This is a genomic window from Candidatus Pelagibacter sp. HIMB1695, from assembly GCF_052047655.1.
Taxonomy (GTDB): Bacteria; Pseudomonadota; Alphaproteobacteria; order Pelagibacterales; family Pelagibacteraceae; genus Pelagibacter.
This window is the reverse complement of sequence record NZ_JBNAJT010000001.1, coordinates 83619-104509: the sequence shown is the minus strand read 5'-3', so window position 1 is coordinate 104509 and position 20891 is coordinate 83619. Positions and strand designations below refer to the sequence as shown.

Sequence of the window (20891 nt, the reverse complement as noted above, 5' to 3'; positions counted from 1 at the left end):
TTTAAAATATATTTATTTATAATTGAGTATTATGAATTTAAAAGATCATATTAGATCAATTCCTGATTATCCTAAAAAAGGTATTCTATTTAGGGATATAACTACTCTAATTAAAAACGAGGAAGCTTTTGCTGAAACAATTAATCAAATTATTGAAAGATCTAAAAAATACAAAATTGATAAAATTGCTGCAATAGAATCAAGAGGATTCGTGTTTGCCTCTGCCGTTTCTTATATACTTAAAAAACCTTTTATTATGTTGAGAAAAAAAAATAAATTACCAGCTGAAGTACATTCTGTAGATTTTCAATTAGAATATGGTACTGCAACTATTGAGGTTCACAAAGACTCTATTTTAAAAGATGAGTCTGTTTTAATAATTGATGACTTAATTGCAACAGGTGGTACAGCAGAAGCTGCTGCTAAATTGGTTGAAATGTGTGATGCAAAAGTAGCTGCATTTGTTTTTGTTATTAATTTATTTGATTTAGGTGGATCAGATAATTTGGTAAATAAAAATTATAAAGTTGAAAATTTAATAGAATTTCCAGGACATTAAATGGTAGCGGGAAGTGGGATCGAACCACTGACCTCGGGCTTATGAGTCCCGCGCTCTAACCAACTGAGCTACCCCGCCATAAAGTGGAAGATTTATACTACATTTATTAACTCTTTCAACTATAAGTAAATTTCCTATGAAAAAAAAATTACCTTTCTATTTATTAGCCACTTTTTCTTTTTAATAATCGGCTTTAGCTTAGGTGTATATTTTCTACCAATTTTAGCCGCACCAGAGTCAGTCGAAATAAGTAAAATTAATGAGTATGAAAATAAATCTAAATATCAAACTGAGTTTTTAAGAGATTTAAAAGGGAGTGATCCATTTCACTGGGGAGAGGCAAAAGTTACAATTTCAAATACAAAAATTACAGTTAATGGTGCAATTGCACCTGGGCCAGATTATAAACTTTATCTAACAAATGAATTTACACAACACGAGGATGAATTTTTATCAATTAAAGATGAAGCTAAATATGTTGCAGAAGTTAAAAGTTTTGAAAACTTTGTTATTGATATTCCTTCAAATATAGATGTAAATAAATTCAATACTGTAGTTATTTGGTGTGAAAGTTTTAGTGAATTTATAACTGCAGCTAAATACCAATAATTTTTTAATTAACTATTTTTAAAATTAGTTTGCTTTAATGGTTTAAAGATAATTTCTGCTGGATATTTAACTTTTTCAATTTCTATTGAAATATTTCCATTTATAAGTTCGTCATCTGAGTAGTCATTATTTATATAACCAAATGCAAGATTTTTTTTAAAGTTAAAAGAATAATTGCCTGATGTAGTTCTTCCAATGATTTTATCGTCTTTATAAATTGGCTCATCGTGAAGCAAAAGAGGTTTTCCAGGTTCATTATTTTTAAGAACAAACATAGCAAATTTCCTATCAATTTTTTTGTCTTTTATTTTTTCCAAAGCTTCTCTACCAATAAAATTAAAGTCTTTCTTGTAGTTAATTGTAAAGTTAAGACCTGCCTGGTATTGGTTTTCTTCAGGTGAAATATCGTGACCCCAATGTAAAAAACCACTTTCCATTCTCATTGTGTCTAATGCATGCATTCCGCAATTAGATAAATTATATTTTTTACCTTTTTCTATTAATTTCTCATATATATTTTTAGACTCAGAATTTTTAACATAAAGCTCATAACCTAACTCCCCAACGTAAGATAATCTTTGTGTCCATATTTTAGTTCCATCAATTTCTATATATTTTGAATTTGCAAACTTAAAATTTTCATTGCTAAAATCATCTGAACTTAAATCTTGCATTAACAGTCTACTCTTTGGCCCAAATATTCCAAACACACAATAATCATCAGTAATGTCAGTTAACTCAACAGCATCAGACAAATGCTTTTTAATATGAAATTTATCTCTTTCTCTTGTTGCCGCAGAACTAATTATTCTAAAATGATTTTGATCAATACAAACTACTGTAAGATCTGTTTCAATTCCTCCATCATTATTAAGCATATGAGTATAAGTACATTTTCCAGGTTCCAGCTTTATATTTGATGTACAAATTCTCTGAAGATCTTCATAAGCTTGCTCAGATTTAATTTCAAATTTAGAGAAAGGAGATAAGTCATATAGTCCAACATTTGTTAGGGTGTTATTGGTTTCGTATTCTACTGATGGATACCAGTTTTGGTAATTATAACTGTATTCATACTCAGCTTTTTCTCCATCTAAAGCAAACCACATTGGTCTTTCATATCCAGCTGAAACTCCAAAGCATGCACCAAAACTTTTTAATTCATCATGATATGGTAATTTTTTTACATTTCTTGATGTTTTGTGTTGTTTGTATGGCCAATGCATTCCATACAAATCACCAAGAGACTCTGTAATACGATCTTTAATAAAACCCAAATCTGAATGGAACTTTTGAAATCTTTTTATATCATAATTGAAAATATCTTCATTGATATGACCAGTCATTAACCATTCTGCAGTTACTTTTCCAACACCACCCCCACTTCCAATGCCAATGCTATTCAAACCACAGCTAACAAATAAATTTTTAACCTCAGGAACTTCACCTAATAAAGAATTAGTATCAGGTGTAAAAGACTCTGGTCCTGAAAAAAACTTTCTTATTCCAGCTTGCTCTAAAACTGGAAATCGTTTCATAGATTTTTCTAAATAAGGTTCAAAATGATCAAAATTTTCTGGAAATTCACCAAATGAAAAATCTTCAGGAACTTTATTATTATTATTAAATGCTGGAATTGATTTACCTTCAAATATTCCAATTAATAGTTTTCCAGCATCTTCTTTAATGTACGTGCTGCTGTCAAAATCTCTTATCACAGGTAATTTGGGTGAAAGATCTTCAATTGGTTCTGTAATTACATAAAAATGTTCTGCAGGATATAAAGGAACACTTACTCCTATTTTTTCTCCAATTTGTCTTGACCACATACCTGTTGCAAGAACCACATACTCACACTCAATATCTTGCCCATTAGCTCTAACACCATTTACTCTGCCATTTTTAGTTAATATTGTTTCAACAGGTGATTGCTCAAATATTTTTGCACCACCTAATCTTGCCCCTTTTGCTAACATGTGAGTAACACCACTTGGATCAGCTGCACCATCACCAGGCATTAACACTCCGCCTTTTAAATCCTCTGTGTACATTATTGGATAATTTTTCTTTATTTGATCTTTATCTAAAATCTTAATATCTACATCATACAATTGAGCAGTAGTTGCTTGTCTTTTAAGTTCTTGCCATCTAGCGTCTGTTTGAGCAATAGATAAAGCTCCATTAATTCTTAGACCTGCTGAGTGATCAACTTCTTTTTCTAATTTTTTATAAAGGTCTAAAGTATATTTTCTTATTTTTGTAACTGAAGCTGTCGGTCCTAATTGACTGACTAATCCTGCAGCATGCCAAGTTGTACCTGAAGTTAATTGATCTCTTTCTAAAAGAACAATATCTTTCCAACCAAATTTAGTTAAGTGATAAGCAACAGAGCAACCAATCACTCCACCACCAATTACAACTACTTTTGCACTCTGTGGAATATTTTTACTCATTTATAGTTTTAACTGAATTAAACAAAACCATTGGTATTAATCTTAATGCTAACATATATCTTTTAAAAAAAATAGAAGGGCTATAAATTAGTCTTATAAGCCAACCAAGATAAAATTTATCAATTGTATTATTAATTGGAGCTTGATCGCCTGTATAAAAAGAAATTGCTGCTCCGGTGCATAAAATAATTGTTTTTCTTTTTAATTTTTTATTTAATTCAAAGGCCAAAACTTCTTGAATGCCACCTCCAATATTATTCAAAACAAAATTAGGTTTTATTTTATTTATTTGTTTTATTAATTTTCGATCTGATAAATTTTTGGGATTATATTTTGGTGCAACATAACTATATATTTTTTTTAAACCAATTTTTTTTAGAAATTTTTTATTTGATTTTGAATAATTACTATTTGGATCAATACAAAAAACTGATTTGTTTTTATTTAATTTTAAAAACTTAAATAAAAGGAATAAAAATTTATATCCTGAAAATCTTGATACTTTAACATTTTTGAAAATTCTTAATAGTAAAACGAAAAATCCACTGTCAAAAAACACATAATTTGCTTTTCTTAATGAATTATAATACTCCTCACTAAAATCAATCGATGCAATTCCTGGGGCACTTGGAAAAGTATAATAGCCTTTTTTTTTTATAATTTTGTTAAATTCTATTTTATCAAAATTATTAAAACCAATATTTTTAAACTTTATTTTTTTAATCATTTTTTATTAATTGATATAATACTACATCTTTCTATAAAAAAACTTTAGTACCTATTGGATAATTTAATTTTATAATGGTACTCTATTAATTATTTTATTAATTAGAATAGTTTTTTTTCAAATAATAAATAAGAAAAATTAGAAACTAAACTATATTTTTTTTGAAAATATAGCTTTTACTTGCTCGTTTAAATCATTAACTTCTTTTTTTTGAATTTTATTGTTATCTGTAATCTGTACTTCTGGCTGAACATTATTTTCAAAAACATTGGTTAAGATATTGGAGTTATTTATCTCATCATTGATTGAATTAATTTTTGAGATTAATTTACTTCTTTGGTCTTCATACTTATCTAATTCACTTTTTAAAATTTCAAACTTCTTTTTTGTTTCAACTAATTCACTTCCAAGTCTTAAGTTTTCCTCTTGATAAAAGTCAACTCTATTACTAGAATTATGTCCAATAACATCAGGTATGTTATCAGAAATTTCTTCACTCTGATTTTGTATTTCTACATCAATTTTATTATTAAGTTTATCGAAATCATTTTGGAGTTTTGAACTAAGTTCAAAGTTTTTTTCTAAAAATTTTTGTTGATCTTCTAGTATTTTCTCAAGATTTTCAAATTTATTTAAAAGTTTATTTGTTTGTTTAGATTTTTTAACAAGCAATCTATAAAACTTTATTATAAAATTCTTTTTGATATTTTTTAAAATATTTTTAAAAAGCATAATTATTGTATTAAAATATTTTTCAATTTTTATACCAACTATATCTTGTTCACATATAAAATAACTTTGTTTATTATCTAGTTTTGATCTCAACAAGTTTATTTTTCTTTCTAAATCCTGAGATTCAATGCTGTGATTTTTATTAAGATAATCAATTTTCATAATACAACTAGCAGTTTAATAAACAGAAAAGTTTTTGTCTATGTTAAATAATGTTTAAATAGAATCGTTTTTTGAGACTATAAAAAATTAAATTTTAATTTTTTAAGTTTTTTGCAAATCACTTGCTTCTCTACCATAATAGCTTTGATAATAATTGTAATAACCATATCCCCTACCAGAAATATCTATATCATTTAGAACAATACCATCAATTTTTGCACCAACACTTTTTATTTTTTTTATTGAGGACATCAAAGAACCAGTTTTAGTTTCTTCAGCTCTAATTATAAAAAAATTATGATCTACAGCTTGTGCTAAAATTAAAGTATCAGATACTGGTTGTATTGGAGGTGAGTCTATAATTATATAATTATAATTAATTTTTAATGTATCAAAAAATTTCTTTAGTTGATCTTTACTTACTATATCAGACATATCTATTTTAATTTGTCCTGCAGTGATAACACCAAGTTTTGTACCTGGAATTTTATTGATGGCTTCTTTTAAATCACATTGTCCTGAAATAATTTCACCTAATCCTTTTGATTTATTATCAAAACCTATATATCTACTTAACACTGTAGGCCTCCTTAAGTCTCCTTCAATAAAAAGAACTGTATTAGATTTTTCTAAAGATAACGAAAGATTAAAAGCGAAAGTAGTTTTGCCTTCTGATGGGTTTGATGATGTTATTAAAAAACTCTTATTTTTATAAAATTTTGACTCAACTACTGCACGACACGACCTTATAGACTCTGAAAAAATTGACTCATTATCAGAACTAAATTTTTGCAAAATATCAATGTCATTTTTATCCTTTTCAACATGTGGGAGAGTTCCTAATTGTAATATATTTAATGAATTAATAGCTTCAGTATTTTTTAAAGCATCTGCATTTATTTCTCTTAAAAAAAATAAAGCATAAATAGATATAAATGAAATTATAAAAGCTATTAATGAATTTCTAACTGGATTTGGATAAAAATGTGATCCTGGTAAATTCGGACTTTCAAGAATTTTTAGTTTTGAAACTTGGAGATTTTGAGCTTCATTTGTTTCTTTAATTCTTTGTAAAAAAGACTCATATAGTTTTTTGCTACTTTCTAACTCTCTAGTATACTTAAGCATACCAGACTCTTTTTCCTCAATTTCTCTTAGTTCATCAGTAAGTTTTTCCATTTCTTTTTCTGAAAGTTTGATAAAGCTATCCAAATTACTGAGTTCAAATGCTTTTTGTTCAATGTTTTCATTTAAAATTTTATTTAATTGTTTTTTTAAACTTTGATTTTGATTTTTTGCTTGAATAATTTTTGGATGTTTTTCTGTATAGATTAATGACAAAGACTCTAGATTGCTTTCATTTGAATTTAGAAGATCTTTTATGTCGGAAATTTCTTTTCTATTTTTTAAATCTTGAATTGCAAGTAGTGCATCCATGTCTCCTTCTGCAACTTTAATTGACAACAAGTCATTTTGTTGATTTTGATAATTTTGTTTAGCGTCTATTATTCTTTTGGAAATTGATTGAATTTCGTTAATTTTTAATTGTTTTACATTCCCTGTATCAACTAAGTCATTTTCTTGTTTATACTGAGATAATTTTTTTTGAGCTAAATCCATTTGCTCAACTAAGATATTTAATCGATCAGATATTTTTTCATTTGCATAATTGGTAATTTCAATTTTACTATCTATCTCATATCTTTGATAAGAGCTTATAACTTGTTCTAAAGCAAGTTTAGCAACTCTTGGATTTGTTGAAATAAAAGACAGTATTAAAATATCACTATTTTTAACATTAGAGATTCCTAGACTTGAGGAAAGCATTCCTTTCAAGGAATTGATATTAAAATTTTTCTTTTTATTAAAAATTTTTTGAATAAAATTTTGATTATTTTCTAAAAAAAAATTTTGAAATTTTTTTGAGTTTTCTTTATCTTGAATAATATATTCAAGCACTTGATCACTTTTAAAAATAGCGATCTGGTTATTAATTCTGTTTCTATTGTCACTCATAACAGTTGAGTATTCTTGAATATTTACGATATTATTATCTGGTTCGATTACTATTTTTGCATTGCTTTTGTACTTTTTGTCTTGATTAAGAGTAAAAAGCAAAACTAACAATGTGATAATACTTACAAAAGCTATTATATGAATAATGTATTTTTTTAAAATTGAGATTAAAAATTTAGGATCAAGATCTATATAATCTAAAGTTTTTTCAAATTTATCATTGATCATTTACTGTAGTTTTTATTTGTTTTGTGAAAAATTTCAATAAATTCAAAATGAAACGTTTTTTTTAAGGTATTTTATGGCTTTTAAATTTGATAATAAATATTTAGTAACATTGTATTAAAATAATTTAATGAAATTTTTTAAAAAAAATTATATTCAACTTTTCATAATTTTGTTTTTAAGCGGATGTGCGACTCTTCCTGGAATTAATGAGGATATCGAAGAAAAACTTCCAAATGAAAATTTAGCAAATGGTGAATACTCAATTAATGATGTTAAAATTAATATTTTAAAAATTAATACTCTATCTCAAAATAAATTAAATGATTACAGCAAAGATAAATTCAATGATTTAGAAAATAATATTAAAAATTATGCTGAAGTATATGATTATAAATATGAATATATCTTGGGACCATCAGATGTAATTAATATTAACTTAACTGAGACAGATGATCTAGATGGAGTTTATGAGCTTAATGAAATAGGTATGATTGATCTCCCTTTCGTTGGCAAAGTGCAGTTAGACGGTTTAACAAAAGATGATGCTCATAACTTGCTTACTGAAATTATTAAAAACTTTTATATAAATCCTGATCTTCAAATAAATATTGAAGAATATAATAGTAGCAAAGCATATATAGTTGGCGCTGTTAGAAATCAAATTACTATCTCGCTTGATCAAGAGCCCATAACTTTGATAGAGGCTGCTATTCAAGCAAATTTTAATCCAACTGCTGAAGATAAAATTTTTGGAACAAGTGGACTTTTAAGAAGGGATGGAGAGGTTTATAAAATTAACTTAAATAATGCTTTTAAAAATAAGGACACAAAAGAAAATTTCAGTCTTAAGAAGGATGATGTAGTATTTATTGATCAAAATGCAAATTCTATTCATGTCTTTGGAGAAGTAACTGAACCAGGGACATATTTTCCTGACATGAATTATTCTCTAACAGAACTATTATCATCAGTTGGGATAAATCAATTAACTGCTAATGCTGAAAAAGTTTATGTAATAAGAGAAAAATACGACTCATTTTTAGAAATTGATGTATTTCAGCTGGATATTAAAAATCCAATAAATTTAGTAGCAGGTAAAAAATTTAAAATTAAAAAGGGAGATATAGTATTTATTCCACCAACAGAAATTGTTAAATGGAATAGAACAATTAGCTTGTTGCTTCCACAAACCAACTTATTTAATTCTTATAATCCTATAGTTAGAAACAACTTAAAACCCGCTTTTAGATAATTTTATAAATTTTTGGTTTAGAACAAAAAAACAAACAAACAAAAACTGAATAAAAGGGACATGTAAAGAAAAATCAAACAATAAAATAATTAACATACAAAAAATTAGTATTAAATTTTTAAAATTATAATTAAGAGATTTTTTCAAAAAAATGAAAATTGACATAAAAAATAATACAAAACCTATTAAACCAAACTCACCAATAAACTCAGTTAGATCAGAATGGGCATGATTAGCAAAAGATGTTGATAAGTTTGGAAAACTTAATTTAAACATGGTCTCAAAACCCCCTGCACCGTACCCAAATATTAGATAATTATATATTTGACTAATAGAAAATTTTATTATTTGAAATCTCATTAAATTAACATCAGGATTAGCTATTTCTGAAAATTCATTTTTTAAAAAAAGAAATCTCTCAACCATCCTAAATGAACCAAAATATAGTCCCAATACAACAATATCTACAAATACTATTATTAAAATTACATTTCTAAATAAATTAGTATTTTGTTTTTTTAAAAAAAATTCATTAAGCAAATAAAATAAGACAACATTTAAAAGTAAAAAATTTCCAATTCTAGAAAATGACGTAATAATACCTATGGCTATAAATATAATAAACAATCTTACATAAACTCTGGAAAAAAAATTCCTTTCACTAATTTGTGAACGTTTAAGATACTCAAGACTTGCAATAAAACAAAATAGTAAAAATATAGAAAAAACAGTTCTGCTAACAAAAAAACCAGTGGATACCCCACTATTAAAACTTTTAAAACTCAGCAAATCTGTGCTACCTGATAAATACAGCAAAGTTCCAAAAGAAGCAGATAAAAATCCAATTATAGATAAAAACAAATAAAATCTTTGCTTGTGTCTTTCTCTATAAAAAATCATTTTTAAAATAAAAACAACTATCAATAGGGAGCAGAAATTTAAAAATTGAAAAAAAGTATTACTTGGTGCAAGGCTTATAGATGTAAATCTTGTTTCAATATCCAATAAATTTAAAAAATAAAATTTTTCAGGTGAAAAAAATTTCAAAAAATTTATTGGCAATGGTAAAATTTGAAATAATAAATAAACTAAAAATAATAAATAGAGATATATAGAAAATTTGTTTTGATTAAAAAAATACCTAAAATGTAAATTGTAATTTTTATCTTTTAAACAAAAGATAAAAAATAAACTGATTAATAAAAAATTAATTTGGATTAATATATTGGAATTTCCACCATTAAAAATTGAATAAAAAGTAATTATTAAAAAAAAGAAATACTGATATTTTTTATTTTTTGAGATGGCGGCCATTAATTAGGAGATACATTTGTGTCAAAAACATCATTAATTTCATCAATTGATTTAGGCTTTTCAGTTACAGTTATTGTCTCAATAATTTCTTTTTCTTTATTATTTTCAACTATCTCAATACTCTTTGTAGGGTCTTCTTCGATAATTTCTTCTATTATATCTTGAATTTTATTTAAATTTTTATCTCCGCTTTTGTTTGCTACTTCTACTATTTTCTCAGACATAAATTCATTTTCTTTTAAAAGATTTTTTACAATTTCAGTTTCATTGCTATTTGATATAGCTACTATTGCGTCTTCTACCATAGTATCAACTATATCTTCTGCAATTACTGAATTTTCTGAAATAGCCTCAAGCTTTTCCTCAAAGTTTTCATTTTTAGTTAAATTAATAAAAATTGATTTAGTTAAATCTGAAGATTGCTCTTCATTAGAATCGTTTAAATTTTGTAAAACTGAAATTGCAATATCACCATCAGCCTCAACTATAATTTCAGCTACAATAGCAGAAAGGTTTTCAACTGGATTAGATTGATTTACCTGATTTTTAGCAGCTTCAATAGTTTGAGAAATCATTATTTGCTTATTTTCTTCACTTATTGAATCCATTTTATTTGGGTTTATTTCAATAACTGATTTCATTACTCTAGCGGACAAAGCTTGGTCTACATCAGAGGATTTTTTTGTTACTTCATCTATAACTTTATTAGTTAATTCCTCGGGAGCAGCAGCAACAACTTTAGCAATTAAATTTGCATCATTAGCATTTGATTTAGCAACGCTTATAGCAGATACGGTTAATTTTTGAATTTCATCTGAATTATTTTCTGAAAGATTTTCTAATTTAAGTGGATTTTTTTCAGCAAAATCTGCCATTACTTTCAAAGATAAACTTGAATTAGTGTTTTCATTTTTTTCAGTAATATTATTGATAACTGAAGATAATGTTGCTGTATCAGCCTTAGCCATAACTTTACTTAAGATTGCTGCAGAATTGTTTGTTTCTTTAGAAACAATTGTTTCAAATACTTTTTCTTTTATTGCATTGTTGTTTTCTGAAGATTGTGTGGTCAAAAAATTATTATTTTTATCAACTAAATCTTCAACAATATTTTCAACTAAGGCATCATTTTTATCAATAATTTTCTCTAAAACACCTCCTGTAGTTTTTTCATCAGATTGATCAATTACGTTTGATAAAAATTCAGTGTTATCTTCTTTAGAGTTATCAATTATAAATTCTATCTTTGCTTGTTTTTGATTTAAAATTTGTTGTTTAAGTTCATCAACATCACTTGTATTAATTATCCCATCATTATTAATATCTTGAATCTTTCCGCTTGCTAGTTTTGCAACCAATTGTACTTCTAATTCTTCTTCATTTACTGAAGAATTTTTTACAAAAACCTCATTTGCAGATTTTTCTTCATTGATCTCTTCATCTGTTTTTTCCCTTGCGCTAACACCTTCTTCAGTGACTTGTAGAACTTGATCCGTAGAAAAAATACTTTGTTTTTGTCCATCTGAGGTCATTTCAATTAAACCTGTATTTCCAAAATTATCTTCACCTAGAGATACATCTAATTGACCTGTTTCATTTAAACTAGCATTCAATCTTGTACCTTTAAGAACTAAGCTTGATTTTTTAATTTGTAACTCCATTTTTCCACTTTGATTTTTTGCAATAGATCCCGTTTCAACAACTACTTTCCCAGAAGAAACCTCAGAATAAAAAGTTGGGCTGGATTTTGCATTTATATAATCTGTTACTTTATATGATGTAAATTCTTTGAGGATTACTGAAGTTCCATCATCGAATTCTAAAGTAATTGAGGAATTACCTTTAACAATTATTTCATCATTTAAATAAATGGGATCAAATAAACTTGTTTCTCTTTCCTCAGAAGCTTTATTTTTAATTATCGCACTTCCGTTTATTTCAGAAATTGCACCAATTTGATTTTCTTCAGCAAAAACAATTGTTCCAAAAAATAAGGAAAATATAACTTTGATTAAAATTATAAAATAAATTAAAAAATTAGTATTTTGATTTTGCATTTTAAAAATTTATTTAAATACTCATTTATAATATTAATATTTTATAATTTAATTTCATTATTTATCTTATTTGCCCCATTTAAATCACTAAAATATAACTTTTGGAAACTTACTCCATATGATTATACCTTTGTATTGGAATTTCCTAATTTTATGAAAGATTTGTCTCTATTAAGTGAATATAATAGAGATGAGGTAAATTCTTATCTTAAAAAAAACAACAATAGAAATATTCTAAATGTAAATTATTGGAACAAAAGATTTTTTATTGATGATTATTCAAAAGAGAAAAAAAATGATTTTGAAAGATCGTTTACTAATACTTTTTTGCTCACAAAAAATAATAAAGGAAAAAATTTTGAATTAAAAAAATATTTTATATTTAATTACAATTCATTTAGTGAAAAAAATAAAAAATTGATTATTGAAAATTACAATTAATTTTTAATTGCCTCTTCTGGTGTAACAAAATTATGACCAAAAACATCTGCAACTGCTTTATATGTAACCATACCTTTGTGTACGTTTAAACCAGCTAAAAAGTTTTTGTCTTCACTTAATGCTTTTTGATAACCTTTATTTGCAAGATTAACTAAAAAAGGTAAGGTTGCATTATTTAAAGCTAAAGTTGATGTTCTTGGAACTCCGCCTGGCATGTTTGCTACACAATAATGAACAACATCATCTACAATATAAGTAGGATCTCCATGGGTAGTTGGTTTACTTGTTTCAACACATCCTCCTTGGTCGATTGCAACATCAACTATTACGGAACCTCTCTTCATAGATTTAATCATTTCTTTAGTAACTAATTTTGGAGCTTCAGCACCTGGAATTAACACTCCGCCAATTAATAAGTCTGCTTCAGAAACTAATTTTGGTAGATCAATTTTGTCACTTTGCTCTGGAATAATTTTGTCACCAAACATCTCCACTAATTGTTTTAATCTAGCTTCTGATTTATCAACGATATGAACTTTAGCTTGCATGCCTGTTGCAATCACTGCTGCGTTTTCACCTACTACTCCTCCACCTAAAATTACAACTGTTCCTCCGGTAACACCTGGGGCACCTCCAAGTAAAAGCCCTCTTCCATTTTGGTTTTTCTCTAAACAGTGAGCACCAGCTTGAACAGACATTCTTCCAGCAACTGCACTCATTGGAGCTAATAATGGTAATCTTCCATTATCATCTGTCACAGTTTCGTAAGCTATATTAACACTCTTTGATTTAATTAAGCCTTCAGTTAATTCTTTCGCTGCTGCTAAATGAAGATATGTGTAAACAATTTGATTTTCTCTAATCATATCAACCTCAACTTTTTGAGGTTCTTTAACTTTAACTATTATGTCTGCATCATTAAAAATATCAGCTGCAGTGCTAGCTATTTTTGCACCTGCATTTGTATATTGATCATTTTCAAAACCAGCTTCAAACCCTCCATTGTTTTCAATAATAACTTCATGACCTTCAGATACTAAAGTTTTAACACTATCTGGTGTTAAACCTATTCTGTTTTCTTGAGGTTTGATCTCTTTAGGTACGCCTATCTTCATAAGCACTCTCCATGTCTTTTAATTTGCTTACTAGTTCTTTTGGTTTTTTTGATAGTTTGTAATACCTGTTCTAAGTTTATCAATAATCTCATCTATATGTTTTTCTTCACATATAAATTGAGGGGCGATAATTAGACAGTCACCAGTTGCTTTAAAGTTTACACCTGCTTCATAACAAGCTTTAAAACATTCATAACCTGCTTTACCTGGTTTGGTATTCATTTTCATATCAATACCACCCATCATTCCATAACCTCTTATGTTCTCAACAGACTCCAAGTCCTGAAGAGAAAATAATCCTTTTTGGAAATAAGGTGCTAAATTTTTTGCTCTATTAAAAATATCTTCTTTTTCAAAAATATCTTGAACAGCTAAACCTGCTGCTACTGCAACTGGAATACCTGAATAAGTATAACCATGAAATAATTCAACAGACCCCATTGGAGAAGCATCCATTACTGCATCATAAATTTCATCTTTACATGCAACCACACCCATTGGAACAACACCGTTAGTTGTTGCTTTAGCCATAGTCATTAGATCAGGAGTAACACCAAATTCATGACTTGCAAAAGAAGAACCCGTTCTTCCCCAACCTGTGATTACTTCATCAAAAATTAAGAGAATTCCATGCTTGTCACAAATTTCTCTTAATCTTTGTAAATATCCTTTAGGTGGTACCAAAGTTCCAGTAGATCCAGCAATTGGTTCTACGATACAAGCTGCAATATTTTCTGGTCCAAAGTTACTTGCAATTCTCTCTAGATCATCTGCAAGATCTCCTCCTGTTTCAGGTTGACCGCTAACAAATTTATGTTCTGGTAAATGAGTATGTCTCATATGTTGAACGCCTGGCATCAAGATACTTGCAAATGTTTTAACATTATTGATCATTCCACCAACTGAAACACATCCAATATTCATTCCGTGATAACCTCTTTCACGTCCTACAAATCTAAATCTATGAGCGTTTCCTTTCGCTCTGTGATAAGCAACAGCAATCTTAATTGCAGTCTCAACAGCAGTTGAACCACAAATAGTAAAAAACATTTTATTTAAATCACCTGGAGTGTGTTTTGAAATTTTTGTAGCTAATTCAAATGAGCCACCAAAACCTTGTTGGAAAGGCTGCGCGTAATCTAAAGTCTCCAATTGTTTAGTTACAGCTTCTGTAATTTCTCTTCTTCCATGTCCTAATGGATTGCAAAATAATCCTGAGCTCGCATCAATTTGTGTTTTTCCATGGTGAGTTTTTAAATAAACACCTTTTGCTTCAGTAATTAATCTTGGGTTTGCTTTAAAATCTTTATTCGATGTAAACGGCATCCAATGTTCATTTAATGAATTTGGAACTGAAGTTCTTGTTTCTGAGCTCATAAATTTTTTTTCTCTCTTTATTAACTGTTATAAATATTTCCAACTATTAGACTAAATCAATTAGTTTGCTAGAAAAATTTTGACCACCCAAAATGATGCGTCATAAGTATACAACTTTTAATTGAATTTATCTTTTTGTTTTACAACCGCTCAAAATTGAATTTAAATAAAGATAATTTAATTAAATTAACATAGGGGAATAAATGAAAAAAATACTAAGTTTTATTCTAGGATCTATTTTTGCTCTTAACCTTTCAATTTCAGTTGCAAACTCTGCAGCTAATGAAGTTAGAGTTGCATACTTTCTAGAATGGCCAAGTCCAAATTTAGAGGACATGCAGAAGAAAAATTTTGCAAAAGCTCTTGGTGTACCAGTTAAGTGGACAAACTTCACTAACGGTGGAGCTATGACTGATGCAATGTTAGCAGGAGATATTGATATTTCTTACTCACAAGGTTTAGTACCTTTCATCAACGCTGTAAAATCTAATGCGCCAATCAAATTAGTTGATATCGCAATGGAATATGGAATGGGTGGAACTACTTGTGTAACTTCAAATGCATCTGGAATCACAAAAGCTAACGCTACTGAATTAGAAGGTAAAAAAGTTGCTGTTCCACTTGGAACAATGGCTGAATACGTTTTTGATGAAAGTATGAAAGTTGTTGGTGCTGACAGAAGTAAAATGGATATCATTCAAATGGACCCAGAAGAAGGTGCTGCTGCGTTAGTAAGTGGTGATGTTGTAATGGCATGTTTATTTGGTGGTAACTCTATTAAAGCAGCAACTGCAGTTGGTTCAAGATTATTAACTGTAGATGAAGCAAGAGCTGCTGGTATCTTGGGTATAGATATTACATCTGTTACAGACAAATTCATGAAAGAAAATCCAGGAATGCTAAGAACTTTCATCGAAGTAACTCACGAAGCAAACGACAGATACAGATCAGGTAAATCTGATATGAATTCTATGGCAAAAGCTTCTGAAATGAAAGTTGCTGACATGAAAGAAACTTTAAGTGGATTTAAATTCTTAACTCCAGAAGAAACTAAAGCTTCTATGGAGAGCGGAAACTTAGATGGTTTCTTAAAAGGAATGGGAACTCCATCTGGTAACGTAGACACAAGTTTCTTACCTTTATAATTTTAAAGGTTTAAAACTTTTTAAATAGGCACTGATTTAAAAATTAGTGCCTATTTTTTTTAAAAAATTTCTAATATAAGGGCGCTATGAGTGATCTTGTTTCTCAAAATCTAAATATGATTTTTAAAACTCCAAAAGGAGAAACAGTTCATGCATTAAAAGATGTTAGTTTTACTCTAAAAAAAGGTGAGTTACTTACTGTTCTTGGCCCATCCGGTTGTGGAAAAACAACTTTATTAAATATTACCGCAGGATTTTTAAGACCTACTTCAGGAAAAATTACTTTAAATAATAATGAAATAGATGGACCTGGTGTTGAACGAGGAATGGTGTTTCAACAAGGTGCTTTATTTGAATGGTTAACAGTTGCTGAAAACGTAAACTTTGGTCTTCGTATGAAAAGTGAAGATCCAGAAGTAACCGCAAAAAAAGTTGAAGAATGGTTAGATATAGTTGGGTTAAAAGGATTTGGTAACACTCCTACTTATCAATTATCAGGTGGTATGCAGCAAAGAGTTGCGCTTGCAAGATGTTTGATCAATGATCCTGATTTAATTTTAATGGATGAACCATTAGGTGCTTTAGATGCATTAACAAGAGAAAAGATGCAGTCTTTAGTTTTAAAAATTTGGAAAGAAACTGGAAAAACAATTATTTTAATTACTCACTCTGTTGAAGAAGCTCTTTTACTTGGTGAAAGATTATATGTAATGGCTCCAAGACCTGGGAGAATACATAAAGAATATAATCTTCCATTTGCAGAAATGGGCCTTACTCAAGATTTAAGAGAAATTAAAAAAAACAAAGAATTTTCATCTACCAGAGAAGAAATTTTATCCATGATCTGGAATATGGAAGAAGAAATAATGGGGAAAGATAGTTAATGTTAACCCAATTTGTAACAATACTAATTATCGTTTCAGTTATTGGATGTATTCTTTATGGAAGAAGATTAATCAGAACTGAAAAAGTAGATGCTGTTTTTGGTAATCCAGAAAGAGCTAAAGGTGGAACGCACTGGGTAATTGTTGGTAGTAGTGCAATTCTAATGCTCTGGCTTTATTATTCATGGGATATTGCAAAAGGTTTTTATCCAAAATCAGCAAATGAATTATGTCAGGTTGCTAAAATTAATGAGTCCTTATTAGGTTTAAAATATCAATTCCCTATTGAAGAAAGAGAATTCAAAAGTACATCCATTATTAAAATTGAAAATAAAAATCTTACAAAAATTGCAAATGAAATAAATGGATCTCCAGATCTAAATGATCAACAAAAAACAATTCTTGTAAGCTACATTGATAGAACTTCTAAATTAATTCCACTTTTAACAAATGAAGAATTAATGGAAATGGATACCAAAATTAAACTTCAAGAAATAACGGAAGAAATAAAACTTCTAAGTTCAAATTTCCAAAAGAAAGATTATCCTTTTGAGACAGATGCTCAAAAAACTGAAAGACAAAAACTTATTGATGAACAAGGTGGTTGGGGAATTACCACAATAGACTCCGGAAGTGGTTCTATTGAAAATACAATTGAAATACCAACTGCACCTCAAACGAATAAAGGTTTAAAATTTCACGCAGCTGCAGCAGAATTAAAAAAAATTGACGACAAGTTTTTTAAATTAAAAAATCATAATCCACCTTTCAAAAGCTCAATTAAACAACTTAAAGATGACATTAAAGCTTACAGAAAAGGTTTGGATGACAATGAAGAGTTAGCATCTGACTATGCAAAAAATATAGTTAAAATTGCAAGAAGAATAGAGTTTGCAAGTATCTACCCTCCTAATGCATTAAATGAAATGCAAGCAGCAATTATTGAGTTTGATGAATTACAAAATAAAGAACAAGCTGGATTAAGATTAATCGATATACTTTTATTTCCTGCTGGAACAATTGTAGCAAGTGGACCTACTTGTTCAGAGCAAGGTTCTGGTAGATGGTTACCGAAACCATCTGATACATTTAATAAGTTTGTATTGATGTCTAAACCAAGTGTTGGATACAAAAATGTCCCTCTTTTATGGATTGAAATGGTTGATGTTAGTAAAATGATTGGCTTCGTTTTACCAGATTGGATAGCTGATATCTTACCTGGTGAGTATCCGGTTCATACAAAAGACGGGATAGTTAAAGAGAACTTTAAAAGCAATGTTTTAAAAGTTGTTACTGGTGACTTTAAATTATTCAAAGTTCCTGTTCCATACGGACATATCTGGGACTCTTTTATGAGGGTATTTTTAGGATTAGTGTTTGGAATTATTATCGGCGTTCCGTTAGGATTATTTATGGGTCTTAATAGATTTGCAAAAGGTTTCTTTGATCCATTAATTGAACTTTATAGACCGGTTCCCCCACTTGCTTGGGCCCCGTTAATTATTTCTGTACTTGGAATTGATAACTCTGGAAAAATATTTTTATTATTTATGGTCTCTTTATCTATTATGATTATTTCAGCAAGAGCTGGGGCATCAGGAACTCAATTATCAAAAATTCATGCTGCTCACTCATTAGGAGCTACAAAAAAACAAATATTAAGATACGTAATTTTCCCAAATTCTCTTCCAGAAATTTTAACTGGAATAAGGGTTGCAGTTGGTATGTGTTGGGGAACACTAGTTGCAGCAGAATTTTTAGCTGGAACAACTGGTATTGGTTTTGTTGAAAACGTTGCCAAAAAATACTTCCAATACGAAGTTATTTGGATAACGATATTTATTATGGGTCTTCTTGGTTTATTGTTCGACGTAACTTTAAGAAAAATAATCGATAAAACTATACCTTGGAGAGGTAAAGGTTAATAAGCTTTTATTAAAAGTTAGACTTTTTTAATAAAACTTATTGCAGCACCAACGGTAGTTAAAAATCCAGCTAATGGTAGGATCGCTACTGCATATTTTTTAGGCATATAATTTGGTTTGAACTCAATACCCTGCATACTAATTTCAAAATACCACATTTCCCAATACTTCCCTCTCATACCCTCTACAAGTTCAATCCCATAAATAATTAAGACGATACCAATTATCATAATCATAACTTTCCAGAACTGACGAATGTATAGAGAAACTCTCTCAGGCAATTTTTCATATATTAAATTTAAAGCTACATGTTCATTATCTCTAGCTGTCAAAGAGAGTGCTATAAACATCAACCAAATATTACTTAATACTGTAAGTAGATCTCCCCAAACAGGAGGGTTGTTAAAAACATATCTCATCGTAACATTATAAAGAGTGAAACCAACCATTGCTGCCAAAAATATTGAGCACATAGCTTCGAGTATTCTATGAACAAAACGATCAATACTATTCAAAAATTTCATCATTAATTACTCAATAGATTAGGAAGAAACATTGTTAATTCTGGAACAACTAAGATAAAAAATAAAAGTAAAAATAGTCCAACCAGGTAAGGAATTAAAGCAACAGCTACTTTTTCTAAACGCACTTGTGCTATTGTTGCAGATGTAAAGTACGCAACACCAACTGGTGGTGTCACTGATCCAATTAAAAACCCTACTATTACAACGATTGCTGCTTGTACTTCAGGAAAACCTGCTTGAGACATAACATTCACAAGTACTGGACCAACAATGATAATGTTTACTGCTGAGTCCATTACAGTTCCAAGAAGAAAAATAAATAATATTAACGCTAAAATAAATAGTATTGGAGAATCCGCTAAACCTAAAAGCCAAGCTTCAAGATCACCAATTGCGCCAAGAGAAGTAAGCAACCAACTGAAAGGCCCTGAAGCAGCTATAATAATAAAAACCATTGCTGAATTACGGAACGCTCTACGAAAAGCACCTGTGCAATCTTTCCATTTAATAGTTCGGTAAACAAATACACCAGTAAACAAAGCAACTAAAGCAGTGATAGCACCTGCCTCAACAACCGAAGCGACACCTCCCATTACCGAACCTACTAATACCAAAGGTATTAAAAGAGCAAATGAAGAACGATACAATTCTTTACCAGCTCGACGAACTGAGAACGGCTGATCACTACGCTCGAAATTGTATTTAACTGCAAAATAATGATTGATTACCATTATAACAACACCGATCAAAATACCTGGAACAATCCCAGCTGCAAATAAAGATGCAATTGAGATTTCAGTTGCGTTAGCGAGAACAATCATCATGATACTAGGTGGAATAATTCCTCCTATTGTGGAACTTACACCTGTAACCGCAGCTGAAAATGCTGCAGGATAACCAGCTTTCTTCATAGCTGGTAAAACTAACGCTCCAACGGTTGCTGTATCTGCTACAACAGAACCATTCATGCCTGCAAAAAACATACTCACTAGAACATTAACTTGAGCCAACCCTCCTCTTATACGACCAATTAATGCTCTACTTAAAGCAACTAAACGGTCAGTAATTGTTGCGCTTGTCATCAGCTCACCTGTTAACATAAAGAATGCAATGGCAGTCAATGGAACCGAGTCTATAGCGGTAAACATTTGACTAGGAATTAAAACAAGAGGAACGGCATCTGTTAATAGAATATAAACAAATGGTATCAGTATTAATATAAAGCCGATTGGAGCTCCTAATAAAATTAGCAAAAGGAGTACGACAAGTAAAATAATACTTTCCATAGATATTTATAATTTATGATTATTTTTAGGTAAAGACCATCTAATTCTAAAATAGAACTAAATGGTCTTCACAAAGTTTTAATTA

Annotated in this window: 17 protein-coding genes and 1 tRNA gene; 7 read left to right on the top strand and 11 right to left on the bottom strand. The window is 28.9% G+C overall.

Annotated elements, in window-relative coordinates; all coding sequences use genetic code 11:
* The first annotated feature begins 31 nt into the window (after positions 1-31).
* On the top strand, positions 32-559 hold the full coding sequence (locus ACTTAX_RS00545; protein WP_440692090.1) for an adenine phosphoribosyltransferase: 528 nt from the start codon (positions 32-34) through the stop codon (positions 557-559).
* Between the two features lies 1 nt (position 560).
* On the opposite strand, the gene ACTTAX_RS00540 is transcribed toward ACTTAX_RS00545, so the two are convergent.
* A tRNA-Met gene (locus ACTTAX_RS00540) sits at positions 561-637 on the bottom strand.
* Between the two features lie 51 nt (positions 638-688).
* On the opposite strand from ACTTAX_RS00540, the gene ACTTAX_RS00535 reads away from it, so the two are divergent.
* Entirely contained in the window at positions 689-1168 is a 480-nt protein-coding gene (locus ACTTAX_RS00535; RefSeq protein ID WP_440693739.1) for a DM13 domain-containing protein, read from the top strand.
* Between the two features lie 8 nt (positions 1169-1176).
* Here ACTTAX_RS00535 and ACTTAX_RS00530 read toward each other — a convergent pair whose 3' ends face one another.
* The 4 genes from ACTTAX_RS00530 to ACTTAX_RS00515 form a co-directional block, all read right to left on the bottom strand.
* Positions 1177-3621: a GcvT family protein gene (locus ACTTAX_RS00530; RefSeq protein WP_440692088.1), complete on the bottom strand. Its 2445-nt coding sequence runs from the start codon at positions 3619-3621 to the stop codon at positions 1177-1179.
* Entirely contained in the window at positions 3614-4348 is a 735-nt protein-coding gene (locus ACTTAX_RS00525; protein WP_440692086.1) for a WecB/TagA/CpsF family glycosyltransferase, read from the bottom strand. The genes ACTTAX_RS00530 and ACTTAX_RS00525 overlap by 8 nt, the downstream gene beginning before the upstream one ends.
* Positions 4349-4498: 150 nt before the next feature.
* The gene (locus ACTTAX_RS00520) at positions 4499-5242 is read right to left on the bottom strand and encodes a hypothetical protein (protein WP_440692084.1); all 744 of its coding nucleotides are present in this window, start codon (positions 5240-5242) and stop codon (positions 4499-4501) included.
* Between the two features lie 102 nt (positions 5243-5344).
* Positions 5345-7486 (bottom strand): GumC family protein, encoded by a 2142-nt coding sequence (locus tag ACTTAX_RS00515; protein ID WP_440692082.1) that lies wholly within the window; start codon positions 7484-7486, stop codon positions 5345-5347.
* 127 nt (positions 7487-7613) lie between these two features.
* Here ACTTAX_RS00515 and ACTTAX_RS00510 point away from each other — a divergent pair, with 127 nt between their 5' ends.
* The gene (locus tag ACTTAX_RS00510; RefSeq protein WP_440692080.1) at positions 7614-8738 is read left to right on the top strand and encodes a polysaccharide biosynthesis/export family protein; all 1125 of its coding nucleotides are present in this window, start codon (positions 7614-7616) and stop codon (positions 8736-8738) included.
* Here the strand turns inward: ACTTAX_RS00510 and ACTTAX_RS00505 are convergent.
* Together ACTTAX_RS00505 and ACTTAX_RS00500 are read right to left on the bottom strand one after the other, a co-directional pair.
* Positions 8718-9638, bottom strand: coding sequence for an O-antigen ligase family protein (locus ACTTAX_RS00505; RefSeq protein WP_440692079.1), 921 nt, complete (start codon positions 9636-9638; stop codon positions 8718-8720). The two genes, ACTTAX_RS00510 and ACTTAX_RS00505, sit on opposite strands and share 21 nt — an antisense overlap.
* A gap of 413 nt (positions 9639-10051) precedes the next feature.
* A complete protein-coding gene (locus tag ACTTAX_RS00500) occupies positions 10052-12109 on the bottom strand; it encodes a hypothetical protein (RefSeq protein ID WP_440692078.1) in 2058 nt (685 codons plus the stop codon).
* A gap of 153 nt (positions 12110-12262) precedes the next feature.
* Between ACTTAX_RS00500 and ACTTAX_RS00495 the strand changes: the two genes are divergently transcribed.
* Positions 12263-12550, top strand: coding sequence for a hypothetical protein (locus ACTTAX_RS00495; protein ID WP_440692076.1), 288 nt, complete (start codon positions 12263-12265; stop codon positions 12548-12550).
* Here the strand turns inward: ACTTAX_RS00495 and ald are convergent.
* Complete coding sequence (gene ald, locus ACTTAX_RS00490; protein WP_440692075.1) at positions 12547-13665, bottom strand: alanine dehydrogenase; 1119 nt, start codon at positions 13663-13665, stop codon at positions 12547-12549. The two genes, ACTTAX_RS00495 and ald, sit on opposite strands and share 4 nt — an antisense overlap.
* A 30-nt stretch (positions 13666-13695) precedes the next feature.
* Positions 13696-15042 carry an aspartate aminotransferase family protein gene (locus ACTTAX_RS00485; RefSeq protein WP_440692073.1) on the bottom strand — a complete coding sequence of 449 codons (1347 nt, stop codon included), beginning with the start codon at positions 15040-15042 and terminating at the stop codon, positions 13696-13698.
* 203 nt (positions 15043-15245) lie between these two features.
* On the opposite strand from ACTTAX_RS00485, the gene ACTTAX_RS00480 reads away from it, so the two are divergent.
* From ACTTAX_RS00480 to ACTTAX_RS00470, 3 genes are all read left to right on the top strand, one after another.
* Entirely contained in the window at positions 15246-16187 is a 942-nt protein-coding gene (locus tag ACTTAX_RS00480) for an ABC transporter substrate-binding protein (RefSeq protein ID WP_440692071.1), read from the top strand.
* Positions 16188-16273: 86 nt separating this feature from the next.
* The gene (locus ACTTAX_RS00475) at positions 16274-17071 is read left to right on the top strand and encodes an ATP-binding cassette domain-containing protein (protein ID WP_440633515.1); all 798 of its coding nucleotides are present in this window, start codon (positions 16274-16276) and stop codon (positions 17069-17071) included.
* Positions 17071-18996, top strand: a complete 1926-nt coding sequence (locus ACTTAX_RS00470; protein WP_440692069.1) for an ABC transporter permease subunit — start codon at positions 17071-17073, stop codon at positions 18994-18996. The genes ACTTAX_RS00475 and ACTTAX_RS00470 overlap by 1 nt, the downstream gene beginning before the upstream one ends.
* A gap of 17 nt (positions 18997-19013) precedes the next feature.
* Here ACTTAX_RS00470 and ACTTAX_RS00465 read toward each other — a convergent pair whose 3' ends face one another.
* Together ACTTAX_RS00465 and ACTTAX_RS00460 are read right to left on the bottom strand one after the other, a co-directional pair.
* Positions 19014-19523 (bottom strand): TRAP transporter small permease, encoded by a 510-nt coding sequence (locus ACTTAX_RS00465; RefSeq protein WP_440633517.1) that lies wholly within the window; start codon positions 19521-19523, stop codon positions 19014-19016.
* Positions 19523-20806, bottom strand: coding sequence for a TRAP transporter large permease (locus ACTTAX_RS00460; protein ID WP_428079874.1), 1284 nt, complete (start codon positions 20804-20806; stop codon positions 19523-19525). Before ACTTAX_RS00460 ends, ACTTAX_RS00465 begins: the two co-directional genes overlap by 1 nt.
* Positions 20807-20891: the final 85 nt, after the last annotated feature.